Annotated in this window: 15 protein-coding genes and 1 tRNA gene; 12 read left to right on the top strand and 4 right to left on the bottom strand. The window is 37.2% G+C overall.

The window, feature by feature from the left end; genetic code table 11:
• The first annotated feature begins 1 nt into the window (after nucleotide 1).
• The 5 genes from lolA (at nucleotide 2) to H4J50_RS05540 (ending at nucleotide 4186) form a co-directional block, all read left to right on the top strand.
• Nucleotides 2-787, top strand: a complete 786-nt coding sequence (lolA, locus tag H4J50_RS05560) for an outer membrane lipoprotein chaperone LolA (protein WP_182254965.1) — start codon at nucleotides 2-4, stop codon at nucleotides 785-787.
• Nucleotides 774-2129, top strand: coding sequence for a replication-associated recombination protein A (locus tag H4J50_RS05555; RefSeq protein ID WP_182254963.1), 1356 nt, complete (start codon nucleotides 774-776; stop codon nucleotides 2127-2129). The genes lolA and H4J50_RS05555 overlap by 14 nt, the downstream gene beginning before the upstream one ends.
• A complete protein-coding gene (crcB, locus tag H4J50_RS05550; RefSeq protein WP_108456030.1) occupies nucleotides 2122-2523 on the top strand; it encodes a fluoride efflux transporter CrcB in 402 nt (133 codons plus the stop codon). The genes H4J50_RS05555 and crcB overlap by 8 nt, the downstream gene beginning before the upstream one ends.
• 26 nt (nucleotides 2524-2549) lie before the next feature.
• Nucleotides 2550-3836, top strand: coding sequence for a serine--tRNA ligase (gene serS / locus H4J50_RS05545; protein WP_108456031.1), 1287 nt, complete (start codon nucleotides 2550-2552; stop codon nucleotides 3834-3836).
• A 143-nt stretch (nucleotides 3837-3979) separates the two neighbouring features.
• Nucleotides 3980-4186 (top strand): hypothetical protein, encoded by a 207-nt coding sequence (locus H4J50_RS05540; protein ID WP_108456032.1) that lies wholly within the window; start codon nucleotides 3980-3982, stop codon nucleotides 4184-4186.
• An 81-nt stretch (nucleotides 4187-4267) separates the two neighbouring features.
• Here the strand turns inward: H4J50_RS05540 and H4J50_RS05535 are convergent, their stop codons facing one another.
• Nucleotides 4268-5068, bottom strand: a complete 801-nt coding sequence (locus H4J50_RS05535) for an ABC transporter substrate-binding protein (protein WP_182254961.1) — start codon at nucleotides 5066-5068, stop codon at nucleotides 4268-4270.
• 274 nt (nucleotides 5069-5342) lie between these two features.
• On the opposite strand from H4J50_RS05535, the gene H4J50_RS05530 reads away from it, so the two are divergent.
• The gene (locus tag H4J50_RS05530) at nucleotides 5343-5756 is read left to right on the top strand and encodes a LexA family transcriptional regulator (RefSeq protein WP_182254959.1); all 414 of its coding nucleotides are present in this window, start codon (nucleotides 5343-5345) and stop codon (nucleotides 5754-5756) included.
• Complete coding sequence (locus tag H4J50_RS05525) at nucleotides 5744-7000, top strand: Y-family DNA polymerase (protein ID WP_182254957.1); 1257 nt, start codon at nucleotides 5744-5746, stop codon at nucleotides 6998-7000. Before H4J50_RS05530 ends, H4J50_RS05525 begins: the two co-directional genes overlap by 13 nt.
• 197 nt (nucleotides 7001-7197) lie before the next feature.
• On the opposite strand, the gene H4J50_RS05520 is transcribed toward H4J50_RS05525, so the two are convergent.
• From H4J50_RS05520 to H4J50_RS05510, 3 genes are all read right to left on the bottom strand, one after another.
• Nucleotides 7198-7274: transfer RNA gene (locus H4J50_RS05520), tRNA-Pro, on the bottom strand.
• A gap of 99 nt (nucleotides 7275-7373) precedes the next feature.
• Complete coding sequence (locus tag H4J50_RS05515) at nucleotides 7374-9083, bottom strand: DUF3413 domain-containing protein (protein ID WP_182254955.1); 1710 nt, start codon at nucleotides 9081-9083, stop codon at nucleotides 7374-7376.
• A 55-nt stretch (nucleotides 9084-9138) separates the two neighbouring features.
• Entirely contained in the window at nucleotides 9139-9360 is a 222-nt protein-coding gene (locus H4J50_RS05510; RefSeq protein ID WP_081153610.1) for a DUF1414 domain-containing protein, read from the bottom strand.
• Nucleotides 9361-9438: 78 nt separating this feature from the next.
• Between H4J50_RS05510 and yejK the strand changes: the two genes are divergently transcribed.
• The 5 genes from yejK (at nucleotide 9439) to H4J50_RS05485 (ending at nucleotide 14207) form a co-directional block, all read left to right on the top strand.
• Nucleotides 9439-10557 (top strand): nucleoid-associated protein YejK, encoded by a 1119-nt coding sequence (gene yejK, locus H4J50_RS05505; protein ID WP_108456037.1) that lies wholly within the window; start codon nucleotides 9439-9441, stop codon nucleotides 10555-10557.
• An 85-nt stretch (nucleotides 10558-10642) separates the two neighbouring features.
• Complete coding sequence (gene pyrC / locus H4J50_RS05500; protein WP_182254953.1) at nucleotides 10643-11671, top strand: dihydroorotase; 1029 nt, start codon at nucleotides 10643-10645, stop codon at nucleotides 11669-11671.
• A 17-nt stretch (nucleotides 11672-11688) separates the two neighbouring features.
• Nucleotides 11689-12570: a 6-carboxytetrahydropterin synthase gene (locus H4J50_RS05495; protein WP_182254951.1), complete on the top strand. Its 882-nt coding sequence runs from the start codon at nucleotides 11689-11691 to the stop codon at nucleotides 12568-12570.
• Entirely contained in the window at nucleotides 12563-13402 is an 840-nt protein-coding gene (locus H4J50_RS05490) for a M23 family metallopeptidase (protein ID WP_182254949.1), read from the top strand. Before H4J50_RS05495 ends, H4J50_RS05490 begins: the two co-directional genes overlap by 8 nt.
• A 49-nt stretch (nucleotides 13403-13451) precedes the next feature.
• Nucleotides 13452-14207 (top strand): ABC transporter substrate-binding protein, encoded by a 756-nt coding sequence (locus H4J50_RS05485; protein WP_182254947.1) that lies wholly within the window; start codon nucleotides 13452-13454, stop codon nucleotides 14205-14207.
• Nucleotides 14208-14260 lie beyond the last annotated feature (53 nt).

Below are 14260 nucleotides of genomic sequence, written 5' to 3'. Positions count from 1 at the left end.
CATGCTATTTAAGATTAAATTAATAAAAAATAGCGTTGCCATTGCAACGCTATGTAGTGCGGTATTTTCAACGGTTAGTTTAGCGGTAAGTCATGACAATTTGGATGTTCATTCTATAAAGGTTAATCCAGATCATACTAAAATTACCAAGCCAGTAGATTTAACCAAAAAACTAACAGATAACGGCACAGCAGAGTATTCAGCTGATGTATCGGTAATGAATAAAGCCAATGATCACAAAAGTGAGTTAATGGCCAAATTAGCGAAAATTGACTTTTTCAGCGCAGATTTTACTCAACGCATATTTGATGAAGCAGGTAATGAATTACAACAAGGCAGTGGTTCACTTTCTGTCAGCAAGCCTAATTTAGTGCATTGGCAGACCCTAATGCCTGATGAGTCATTGATAGTATCAGATGGCGAAAATTTATGGTTTTATGATCTCTTTGTTGAACAGGTCAGTGTTTACACTTTAGAAAGCGCGATAGCCAATACGCCTATTTTATTAATTACCAGTAACAATGAGCAACTATGGCAAGATTACACCGTAAGCCAGTTAACGAATAATCGTTATTTGGTCACGGCAAATAATGAAAACTCGCGCGTTAAAAGTTTAGAGCTTAGCTTTACCGGCAATGCGCAGAAAGTTGAACTTTCAGCGTTTAATATTCTAGACGCAACAGGGCAGCTTAGTGTTATTAGCCTTGAAGATAAAAATACAAAACCCGAATCGAGTTTATTCCAGTTTACCGTCCCTGAAGGTGTTTATTTAGATGACCAACGCTAACGGCTCACTCGAACTAGAGTTTGCTGAAGATGACCGTTTTAAACCCTTAGCGGCTAAATTAAGGCCTAGATCGCTCGCAGATTATGAAGGCCAAGAACACATACTAGCTAAAGGTATGCCATTACCCTTGGCTATAGAGCAAGGTAAAGTACACTCTATTATATTCTGGGGGCCGCCAGGCACTGGAAAAACTACCATAGCTGAAATTATTGCACATCATGCTAATGCCGATATTGAGCGAGTTTCTGCAGTAACATCAGGCATTAAAGATATTCGCCAAGCCATTGAAAATGCAAAAAGTCGCGCAACCCATCAACAACGAAGGACGGTACTGTTTGTTGATGAAGTACATCGATTTAATAAAAGCCAGCAAGATGCATTTTTACCGCATATTGAAGACGGCACCATTATTTTTATTGGTGCAACAACTGAAAATCCTGCCTTTGAGCTAAATCAGGCTATTTTATCGCGTGCCCGTGTTTATACTTTAAAAAAACTCAGCGAAGCTAACCTAAGTAATGTACTTGCTCGTGCGATAACTTATCAAACAAACAGCACTCAACTTGATATCATTATTGATGAAGCCACTAAAAAGCAACTTATTGCTTTAGCCAATGGTGATGCACGTAGGTTATTAAATTTATTTGAAAATTGTTTAGAAATTACCAAGGTTGAAAAAAACCAACAAATACTCAGTAAAGAGCAGCTAATTCAAGTTGCAGGTAATAAAATTGCCCTTTATGACAAAGGCGGTGATGCTTTTTACGACCTCATTAGTGCTTTTCATAAATCGGTTCGAGGCTCAGATCCCGATGCCGCACTGTATTGGTATGCACGTATTTTAACCGGTGGCGGCGATGCACTTTATGTTGCACGACGTCTTCTTGCTATCGCCAGTGAAGATATTGGAAATGCTGACCCTCGTGCTATGCAATTAGCAATAAACGCTTGGGATACTTTTCAACGGGTTGGCCCAAGCGAAGGTGAACGCGCAATAGCCCAAGCTACGGTCTATATGGCACTTGCACCGAAAAGTAATGCCGTTTATATGGCATTTTCACAAGCAAAAGCCTTAGCAAAAGAAACCAGTGATCTTGACGTGCCATTGCATTTAAAAAATTCTACCAGTGCCATTACAAAAGAGTTGGGACATGGTGAAGAGTATCGCTATGCTCATAATGAAGTTGGGGGCTTTGCTGCAGGTGAGAATTACTTTCCAGAAGAAATCGCCCAAACAACTCTTTATCAACCCACTGACCGTGGTCTTGAAAAACAACTGCGTGAGAAACTAAATTATTTAAATCAGTTAAACCAACAATCTGACCAACGTCGATATGACTAACACTATTAGTAACTTCACTTTATATCTATTTGTTGCCTTAGGTGGCGCTTTTGGTGCGAGCTTTCGATTTTATATTTCACAATTAATTTTAAATTGGCTCGGAAAAGGATTCCCTTTTGCTACGTTGGCGGTTAATATTTCCGGATCCCTGATCATGGGAGCACTTTATGGGTTAATTGAACAAGGTGTGATTGAAGTAAGTGTTTATCGAACACTTATTGGTATTGGCTTTTTAGGCGCATTTACCACTTTCTCAACCTTCTCATTAGACACGTTGTTATTAATTCAACAAGGTGACATATTTAAAGCGACAATAAACATTTTACTTAATGTTTGCTTATGCATTTTTGCAGCAGCGTTAGGCATGTATATTGTATCTATTTTTAACAAGTAAATAACAAAGAAAACACGTGACATATCATGCTTGATCCAAAACTACTTAGAACAGATATAGAAAACACCGCAGCTGAACTTGCTAAACGTGGATATACGTTAGACACCGCAGAACTAATGGCGTTAGAAGAGCAACGTAAAGCTATCCAAATGAATACGCAAGACTTACAAAACCAGCGAAATACTCGTTCTAAGTCTATAGGACAAGCTAAAGCCCGTGGCGAAGATATTCAGCCTTTATTGGCCGAAGTGAGTAAACTGGGTGATGAGCTAGAAGCGGCAAAAGAAGAACAAACTCAAGTGCTTGCGAAAATTGATTTTATTGCCTCAGCAATACCAAACTTAATTCATGAGTCAGTACCAGCCGGTGCTAGCGAAGACGACAACGTAGAAATTAAACGTTGGGGTACGCCACGTGAATTTGATTTTGAAGTAAAAGACCATGTTGACGTTGCTACGGCACTAGACAAAGGCTTAGACTTTGAAAGTGGAGCAAAGCTTGCTGGTACTCGTTTCGCCGTTATGCGCGGTCAAATTGCTAAGTTGCACCGTGCATTAGCCCAATTTATGTTAGACGTGCATAGCGAAGAGCACGGCTACCAAGAAATGTACGTACCTTACTTAGTCAATCATGACTCTCTATATGGTACGGGTCAATTACCCAAATTTGGTGAAGATTTATTCCATACCGAATTAAACAACAAAAAGCTTTCTTTAATTCCAACCGCTGAAGTACCGTTAACTAACTTAGTGCGCGATGAAATTATCGAAGAAAGTGACTTGCCAATAAAAATGTGTGCACATACACCGTGTTTTCGAAGTGAAGCAGGTTCTTATGGTAGAGACATTCGCGGCTTGATCCGCCAACATCAATTCGACAAAGTTGAAATGGTGCAAATTGTTAAGCCAGAAGACTCTTTTCAAGCTTTAGAGGACTTAACGGGTCATGCAGAAAAAATTCTTGAAAAATTAGAATTACCTTATCGTACAGTAGTGTTGTGTACGGGTGATATTGGTTTTAGTGCAACTAAAACGTTTGATATTGAAGTATGGCTTCCTGCGCAAAATACTTACCGTGAAATTTCTTCTTGTTCAAATATGGGCGATTTCCAAGCACGTAGAATGCAAGCGAGATATCGTAGCAGTGAAAGCAATAAGCCAGAACTTGTACATACACTTAATGGCTCTGGTCTTGCTGTTGGTCGTACGTTAGTAGCGGTGCTTGAAAACTACCAACAAGCAGATGGTAGCGTTAACGTACCAACCGTTTTACAACCTTATATGAAAGGTTGTACTAACATTAATGTTGGTTAATTAATGTCAGCTTCAAAAAAATCCAATACCTAGGTATTGGATTTTTTTTATGTATAGAAAACACAAACCAATCGACTAGATAAACTAAAACAATAGTTATTGGTTCTTTACAGGTTGGTTAATAACTTAAAAAGGGATGTTATATGGATAGTTCTTCAATAATGCTTTGGAGCGTTTTATTTGGTGGTATTGGTATAGGTTATTTCATGTATGGTAGAAAACAAAAAGCAATTGTGCCGCTTTGCACAGGGCTAGCTTTATTTGTATTTCCATACTTTATGTCTAGCGTTACTATGCTGCTTATTGTTGGCGTAATTTTAGTTGCTATACCTTACTTTCTTAAAGTTTAAGTGCAGGTATGTGTGCAGGTGCAAGGGTAAATGACTTTTTCAGGTCAATGAGTTAAAGCTGTGTAGACTCTTAAATAGCAATTAATTGAATGCTTTTACCTTGTCTGGTTGTTCAGCGTTTGTGTTATCGAGCGTTAAGTAGCGATCAAATATTTTTTGATATTCACCTGTAGCCTTAAGGTGTCGTAATTGTGTATTAAACTTATTACGTAAGGCCTCTGACTTAAATAAAAAGCCATTAGGGCTTGCACCAAATAGCCCAAAACGATCGACTTGTTGAGCGGCATTAATTTTGCGGTTATTGATTATTTGAACGCGGTAATAATCAAAAATGTGCGCATCCATTTGTACTACGTCAAACTTCTCTAAAAACAGCATTTTAACTTGTACTAATTGATCAAATGTTTCGCTATAACTCGAGTGGTTATTTGCCATATTAGCGTATGCTTCACCTAAATGAATAGCAGCATCTTGCCATGAAAGTAAACTGTGGTTTTTAAGATCTTTTAATTCGTTAAATTCAAAGTTATTTTTATGTAAGCTAAAAGCAAAGTTCTCGTAAGCGTAGGCAGTATCTGAAAGATAACCTTTTAAACCGTGTTCGTTGATCGTGTTTAAATTCATATCAGATACCACATCAACTTCATCTGTTTTATAGGCATTAATTCGACGAGCATAAGGGAGGTACAATGGCTGTATTTCATAACCCAAGGGCTTCATTGTTGCTTTTAATAGATCGATAATAATACCTTCATTCGTGTCAGATAGAACCCAAGGCGCTAATTTACCACCAAATACTACCGTTAACTTTTCTGCTGCGTTGGCTGCATTGAACAATAATGAAAGTAACATCACCACCCATATAATATTGATCGATTTCATTTTCTTTTACCGAATGATAGATGCTATATAATACCGTAATTTTAGCGATTATATTGACTTCTAACAAGCTATGTATGTAACCATTTTTTGAAACAGAGGTTGTTGATGCGTAACCACTGTATATTATTTTTAAACTCACATTAGGTATAACGTAACTTCGCCTAGTGCGTTGTAGTATATTTATCCACACACTTGTAACTGCATATAATAAAAAGCTTCCTCAAATTTACGCAATAAATTATACTGTATAAATGTACAGTTATGGTTGTGTGTTATGAAAGTTATTCCGATTTATATTGAGGCCGGTATCTCTGGCTTTGAATCTCCTGCAGCTGAATATAAAGAGCTTGGCTTATCACTTGATCAACTTTTAATTTCAAACCCAGATGCAACGTTTATCGGTTTAGCACAGGGGGCCTCAATGCAAGGTTTAGGTATTTTCGATGGTGATTTATTACTCGTCGACCGTGGTGAAACAGTAAAAGACGGAGACGTGATTGTTGCTAACTACAACGGTTGTTTTACGTGCAAACTTATTGATAAAAAGAACGCTAGATTATTATCTGCCTCGTTCAAGCATAAACCTGTGAACATTACCCCAGAAGATGAATTTCAAATAGAAGGCGTTGTTACGCGCTCAATACGATTACATCGACCAGCAAGGGAGCTGAGCGCATGTATGCGTTAGTTGATGCGGTATCCTTTTATGCCTCTTGTGAAAAGGTATTTGACCCTTTAATTCGCAATAGGCCCGTAGTCGTACTAACAAATAACGATGGCTGTATTTGCGCTGTTTGCCCCATAGGCAGGCGTTTAGGTATACCTAAGTTTAAACCTTACTTTCAAATTAAACATTTCTTGGCAAAACATAATGTGGTTATTCGCTCGTCAAATTACGAGCTATATGCAGATTTGAGCGAAAAAATGATGAATGTTATTGGGCGTTTCTGTGATAACCAATATGTATACTCGATTGATGAGTCATTTTTACAATTCAAAAAATATAATCAAATTATTATGGATTGGCAGCAATATGGTCACAACATACGCCGTGCTGTTTGGCAAGAAACACGCTTACCCGTTGGTGTAGGATTTGGCTCGACACCAACGTTAGCCAAAGCGGCTAACCATGCGGCTAAAAAGTTACCGGGTTATAACGGGGTTGCGGTGGTTGACGATATAGCATCACGCAAAGACGTGTTATCAAAAATGACAGTAACTGACGTATGGGGAATTGGCAGCCGATTAGGCAAACGTTTAAATGTATTAGGTATTGCTACCGCGTGGGATTTAGCCAATCAGTCACCTAAAGCTATGCGCAGCCAATTTAGCGTACTGGTTGAGCGAACCGTTAATGAGCTTAACGGTATTGTTTGTATTCATTGGGATGAGGTAAAACAACCCAAAAAAGAAATTTTTTCAACGAGAAGCTTTGGACAGCGTGTTAATGAAACTCATCAATTAAAAACAGCACTGGTCAGCCACGGAGTCATTGTAGCTCGAAAATTAAGAAAACAGCATTCTCGGGTAAAACGCCTAGCAATTTTTGCAGCAAGTTCACCTCATGACGATAACTACTACAATCAATCGATTATTTATGAATTTAGCATTGCAACTGATAACACGCTCAGTATTGCCAATGCCATATCAACGGTATTTAACCGTATTTATGCCAGTGGTGTTAATTTCTATCGCTGCGGTGTAGGTGCTATTGAGCTTGAAAATAACCAGTTTCAACAACAGGATCTATTCTGGCCAAATAGTGACGACCCTAAATTAATGCACTGCTACGACGGTATAAATAATCGTTACGGTAATGAAACATTACAGCTAGCAGCGCAGGGCCGCATTGAAAAATGGCATATGCGACGTGAATTTCTTTCCCCGAGCTTTACCAGTAAGTGGCGAGATATACCGAAAATTAATTGTTAACGGCATAAGAATAGGGCACTAGTGACGATACAATTGGTTTCTATAATTAAATGCATAACACTAAGGTTTGAAGTTAACAAAAGTGGATTTTTGTTAGACATGCGTTAGATATAGGTTAGTTAAATATTAATAGGTACAAAAAAGCCACTTAAGAGTTTTTGTTTACTCTATAAGCGGCTAATTTATATTACTTAATGTGGTCGGAGTAGCAAGATTCGAACTTGCGACCTCACGTCCCCCAGACGCACGCGCTACCAAGCTGCGCTATACCCCGAATAATAAGCTTAATGGGGATAAAAGCTTATGCGAGCTATATTAATGATTTATGGGTCGAATGCAATTAAAAAACGTTACCGTTAAGCTAAGCGACTAATTATTGAACACTTTGTGCTTGCTTACTGAATTGCTTAATAAAATTAACACCATCAATCATTAATGGAAAGTCAGGTTTTGCCGTAATAGGCGCGGCAAGCTGAATAGAATAACTTTGGAAGTTACCATTTTGGTCAACAAACATTGATTTATCTTTATTAAAAACAACAATACCATTATCCATAGTATTCGCAATAATGCGGTCATAAGTTAACGCTTTGATGTCAGTGCCATTGCTATAGCCTTTTTCATCAATATCGCAACCTAACCAACGTTTAATTAAGGTGGGTTGTACATCCATATGGCTTGTCAGGTTATTAATAAACGTATTCTTACTTTCAGGTAAAACAAATAACGCAGGTTTAGTTGATAAGCTTGTATCTATTGTGCTGTTACCAACCGAGCTGATCCAAAGAATATCGTTAATTTCATTATCATTTTGCTGTTTATTTTGTGCTGACATTAAAGCATCTAAAAACAATTCATACTGATAACTATTGTCACCTTTAAAGTAAAATACGTGTAAGCCTGGCGAGTAGCTATTCAATTTATCAGCAAAAATTAAGCTAGAAATATCATTTAGTTTCGTTGTGCTAGAGAATAATTCATTAGTAATATTCAGTAAGCCATTTGAGTTAATGATTGACGCTTCACTGTTATCTTCACCAATAATAGTAAACGATTTAGCAAGATTTTTTTGTTCTATAATCTGAAAAAGTAATGGTTGAGCGTGTTGTTCAATTAACGATTCTTTATAAATACTCGGCAAGCTATAAAACAGATTAAACCAAGCATCTTTTGGTAACGCGTTATCAACATGGTTATCCAGCGAGAGTATGCCGTGCTTGACTCTTTGCTTAATTTTATCCAACTGTGCAACTTGTAAGGTTTGGTCGGTAATAACCATAAAAACTGATTGTTTTAAGGCGGAATTATTCGGGCATTGACCCTGATATTGCGGGTACTGAGGAACGGCATCAGTAAAGGCTAACGGGCTAGTACGACGAGCAATATAATCAACTCTGTCGAACATGCCATATTTAGTTAATAAGGTTTTTGCCGTAGACGGATAAGTCAACGGTAAAACGGTATCTTGACGCAACACATCATATTCAAGATTAGCATCAGCCCAAATATGAATAATGTGACTAAAAAAGAAAAAGCTAACAAGTGGAATAACAATAAAGCGTGCAAAAATGGTTTTTTGTAAATCTTTTAAGTGTTTCCATGCATAGTTTGACGTAATAAGTTCAAACGACAAAATAACCATGGTTAACACTAAACTAACGAACCAAAAAACGCGGCTATTTTGTTGAATTTCGTTGGTAATAAGTTCAAGAATTGGTGCACTTGATGAAATATTTAAATGATAACCTAAACGATTATAAATAAAGGCATCTAATAAAAGCAGTAATAGTTCAATGGTAAAAATAATGGAAGCGGTAACTCGAATAAACCGAGTGCGAGGAAATAATAAGGTGATCGGAAACAAAATGAGTACAAAACTCATAAAGGTTAGAAAAGCCATATGGCTTAACCACGTAGTAACTAAATACGTTTGGCCTAATAAAGTCTCGGGCATTGATTCACTAAATACATAAATTGACGATAATAATATCGCCGCAATAATATTAAAAAAAGTGAACCAGTGGCTCCAACTAACTAACTGTAATAGGCGCTTACTATAGGGTTTAGATTCAAATGAAGCCATTGCGTCGTAAATACTCTTATTATTGTTGAGGAATGTCGCTTATTATTTATACTTTTTATTTAGAATTTTGTATAGATTGTTTTAATGCGTTGGTAAAATTGTTTACTATTGCTTCTCGTTCCTTTTTAGGAACATTATTTATAATAATTTCAGTTAGGGTGTTTCCTAAGCACATCAGCGCTAGATCAGGGGTTGCAGACTCGTTGACGAGTACATCAAGCAAATCTTTAATAATTTTTTCTACACGTTCGTTGGAATACTTGGATACAATAGGCATCTTAAACACTTAATGGTAATTGAATAAACTGACTTAAGTTTATCAAATGCCCGAACAATATAATACTGGCCTTTATCTATGAGCTTAATAATTTCGAATATAACACTGCATTTTTTATCAAAAAAAGAAGAAACAGGTGAAGTTGTACTCAGGTTAGGGCCTGAAAACGTTGCGGCGAGTAGCAAAATAGAAAGTTTTGTTGATGCACTACATAAAATTTATAATAGTAAAGGTAGTAAGGCTTACGGACATTTTTCATCAATGCCAGCTGAAGGCGACAGTGCCCGATTTGTTGATGTAATGGAAAGTTATTTAAGTGATGCGCAAACTTTTCATCAATTTAGTGGCCAAGCCGGTAATTTACTTAAAAATGAATTAGAAAAATATGACCTAGCTGAAACGGGCTATTTAATTGTTTGTCATTATGAATATATGGGCGGTCGTTACTTACTGGTGGCTATTATTCCTATTTCTGAACATTACTCTGTTGATGGTGAATTAAATATTTCAGCGGATCAGCACCTTGATACCAATAAATTACAGTTAGCGGCTCGAATTGATTTATTCGATTATCAAAATAATGCTGAAGGCAACCGTTACATTTCATTTATTAAAGGCCGTGCGGGCAGAAAAGTATCTGACTTTTTCTTAGACTTTTTAAGTTGTGAAGAAGGGCTAAACTCGAAAGAGCAAACCCAAACCTTAGTACAAGCCGTTGAAGACTATGTTGCCGTTAATCAGTTTGACGCGAATGAAAAGCAACAAACGCGTAAAGAGCTATTAAGTTACTGTAAAGAGCAAAAAGAGTCAGCGCAAGATGTGTCATTGCAAGAAATTGGTAATGTAATTAAAACAGAAGAAAGTGGACAAGACTTTTATAAATTCTGCCAAGAGCAATCATATCCAATTGAAGAGTCATTTCCGCATGACCAAGCTGTAGTCAATAAAGTGACTAAATATGCAGGCTATGGTAACGGCATTAGTTTGAGTTTTGAGCGTAGCCATTTTGGTCAAGATGTTGTTTATAGCCCCGCTAATGAAAGCATTACTATTTATAAAGTACCGCCAAATTTAAAAGATCAATTATTAGCATTAATGGAAAGTAATGCTAATCAAAGCGCGAATTCAAACCAAGCTACAGCGCAAAATAATGAAAACTCGAGCCTAGAGCAAACGCAACATTCAGAAAGCGAATAATTAACGTTTACTCAGTTAGGCATCAACCATATATAAATCCTATTGCTGAAGTTAAGCGATAGCAAATGAAAAAATTAGGAAAAAAATGAGCACATTAACCATTACTAGACCAGACGACTGGCATGTACATTTACGTGACGGTGAAGCCTTAAATAATACCGTTGCTGATATTAGTCGCTACTTTGGTCGCGCTATTATAATGCCAAACCTTGTACCGCCAGTAACTAATGCAGAATTAGCAACCCAGTATCATCAACGTATTATGGCTGCTAATCCGAGTAAGCAATTTCAACCTTTAATGGTGTTGTACTTAACGGATAAGACTACGGCTGAAGATATTAAAGCCGCTAAAGCATCGGGTATTGTATACGCCGCGAAGCTTTATCCAGCAGGTGCAACCACCAATTCTTCTTCAGGTGTTACTAACGTCGATAACATTGCGCCAGTTTTAGCCGCAATGGAAGAAGTTAACATGCCATTATTGGTACATGGTGAAGTAACGGATCATGATATTGATATTTTTGATCGTGAAGCTATCTTCATTGATACTATTTTGCGCCCATTAGTTGCAAAGTATCCAACATTAAAAATTGTTTTAGAACATATTACGACTAAAAATGCGGTTGATTTCGTTAAAGAAGCCAGTGATAACGTTGCGGCAACCATTACCGTTCATCATTTGTTATTTAACCGTAATCACATGTTAGTTGGCGGTATTCGTCCTCATTTCTACTGTTTACCTATATTGAAGCGTAATACTCATCAACATGCCTTAATTGAAGCGGCAACCAGTGGTAGCGAAAAGTTTTTTCTAGGTACAGATTCTGCGCCGCATCCACAAGGTGCTAAAGAAGCAGCATGTGGATGTGCCGGTGCTTACACAGCGCATGCCGCTATTGAACTTTATGCAGAAGCATTCGAACAAGCCGGTGCACTTGATAAGCTTGAAGGTTTTGCCAGCTTGAACGGTCCTAAATTTTATAACTTACCGGTAAACAGCGATAAAATAACCTTAGTAAAACAAGCATGGAACGTACCGGCAACCATGGCATTTGGTGATGACGTTGTTGTACCTATTCGTGCAGATGAAACCATCGCTTGGCAAGTGAAATAGTAGGGGGATAATAATAAATGCAGTTATTTGTAAATGATTTAACCGTAATCGACTTCTCTTATTGTTGTAGTGCACGTGGCATAGTGGGTGAAAGCTGGATTGTAGATGTTTTACTTGATGGCAGTTTAAATGAAATGAGCATGGTGCTTGATTTTGCCGTGGTTAAAAAGCAAATCAAAGCCATTATTGATGATGCTGTTGATCATAAACTATTATTGCCAATGCAAGATAATAATATTAATGCAGAGCCATCAACGCAAAGAGATGGTCATGAGTTTGTAAATTTTGAATCAAAACAAGGTGCGTACTATTTACAGTCACCTAGTTGTGCTTTTGCAAAAATAGACACTAAGCAAATAGATATAGAGTCAGTTACCGCATATTTAACGACCATCATTCTTACGCATTTACCTAAAAATGTTCAAGGCTTAACGCTAAATTTAAGACCAGAAGTTATTGATGGTGCCTACTATCATTATACCCATGGCTTGAAATTGCATGACGGTAATTGTCAGCGCATTGCCCATGGCCATCGCTCTAAAATTCATATCTATAAAAATGGTAAACGTTCATCAGCACTTGAAGAAGTGTGGAGTTTACGTTGGCAAGATATTTACCTTGCCAGTGAAGCTGATCGTATAGCGCTAAGTGATTTAGAGTTATCTGAAGTAGCTATCGCTAATTTGACACCCGATCACCAATTATTTTCTTACTATGCACCGCAAGGCCGATTTGATATTGCGGTACCAAGTAACATATTAGATGTGGTTGATTGCGATTCAACGGTGGAGTTACTTGCTGATTTTATTGTTCGACAACTTAAAAAGCAATCACCTAATGATGAGTTTAAAGTTGTTGCATTTGAAGGTGTTGCAAAAGGTGCCATTGCTCATGGGTAAACACAGAACAATTTTATTAAAGCTGTATATTGTATCTGGTTTGTTATTTGCAAATGTTGTATCAACACAAGCAGAAACCGTATCAAGTGAACCTTTTTTTCAAGGTTCACTGATTGTGGGTAAAACGAAGCCAGAAAACACAGTAACGTTAAATGGAAATAAAATTAAGGTTTCTAAGCAGGGCGACTATGCTTTGGGTTTTAGCCGAGATGAGAAAAATAACAGTGAGTTATTGATCATAAGCCCAAGTGGTGAAACTGAAAAGCGTTTACTAAAACCTTTAAAGCGAAATTATAACATTCAACGTGTGAATGGTATTTCGAAAAAAATTATGAACCCCAACAAAAAAGCCATCAGCCGAGTTGGGGAAGATAATAAAAAAATTAGAGCTGCGCGCCAGGTTGATAGCGATTTAACGGCATTTTCTCAAGGCTTTATCGCGCCTATTGATGGCATAATTACCGGTGTATATGGTAGTCAACGTTATTATAATGGTGTACCTAAAACACCACATTATGGTTTAGATTATGCGGGTAAAAAAGGCGATCCGGTAAAATCTCCTGCAGACGGTAAAATATTAATGTATGTAGCTGACATGTTTTACTCGGGTGGTACTATGATTATTGATCATGGACACGGCGTTACTTCAACATTTTTACACTTAAGCGATTCATACGTTAAAGAAGGTGATGATGTTAAGCAAGGTGAACTAATCGCAGCAGTAGGCGCAAGTGGCAGAGCAACAGGACCACATTTAGATTGGCGAGTTAACTGGTTCAACATGAGGTTAGACCCTGCATTGGTGCTAAAATTAAAACCTTCAAATTTATAAGGTCTACTATTAGCTAAGTCGGTAATGAACAAGGTATGAAAGGCATAACATGAAAAACTTATTTATCATTTTTGTACTTATTATCAACATTACTGCCAATGCTAAAGAGTTACAGGTCGGTTGGGAACTCTGGTACCCATATCAATATCGAACTAGTCAACAAGATCTCGTGGGTTTAGATTTTGAAATTTTTAATACTATTTTGGCTAAAGTTGGTTATGAAACAGCTTATACTGAATTACCGTGGAAACGACATCTACACTATATAAAATTAGGTGAATTGGATGTTGCTATGGGCGCGTCATATAGTGAAGAAAGGTTACACTATGCTATGTTTACACAAGCTTATAGGCAAGAAACAGTTAATCTATATGTCAGAAGTGGCCAAACTAAAGCGATTAAATTAGACACTTTATCTGATCTTATAAATAGTGATTATATGATAGGGGTCGAGAGTGGATATTATTATGGAGAAGCGTACAAAGAATTAATGAAAACCACTCATTTTCAAGAGCATATCATTGAAGTTGTTGATATTGAAGAAAATGTAACATTACTGATGCAAGGTCATATTGATGGTTTTTTAGTTGACCCAGCCACCATTACAGCGTTCTCAAACAAATATCAAATGAACGGTGAATTTGAGCAGCATAAAATAACTATTTATCAATCAGGTATTCACTTCATGTTTAGTAAACATTCAGTAGACCCTAAAACGGTATACATGATTGATGACGCAATTAGCGAGCTAAAAAAATCTGGTGAGTTAGACGCTATTATTAATAAATGGAGTAAATTGCAGTAGTATTACGATGAGTCTCCTTTCAAAAAACCACCTTACTATATTGTCTGTTGTAC

The sequence above is a fragment of the Colwellia sp. 6M3 genome (assembly GCF_014077595.1).
Lineage (GTDB): Bacteria > Pseudomonadota > Gammaproteobacteria > Enterobacterales > Alteromonadaceae > Cognaticolwellia.
This window is presented reverse-complemented; position numbering and strand designations above follow the sequence as displayed.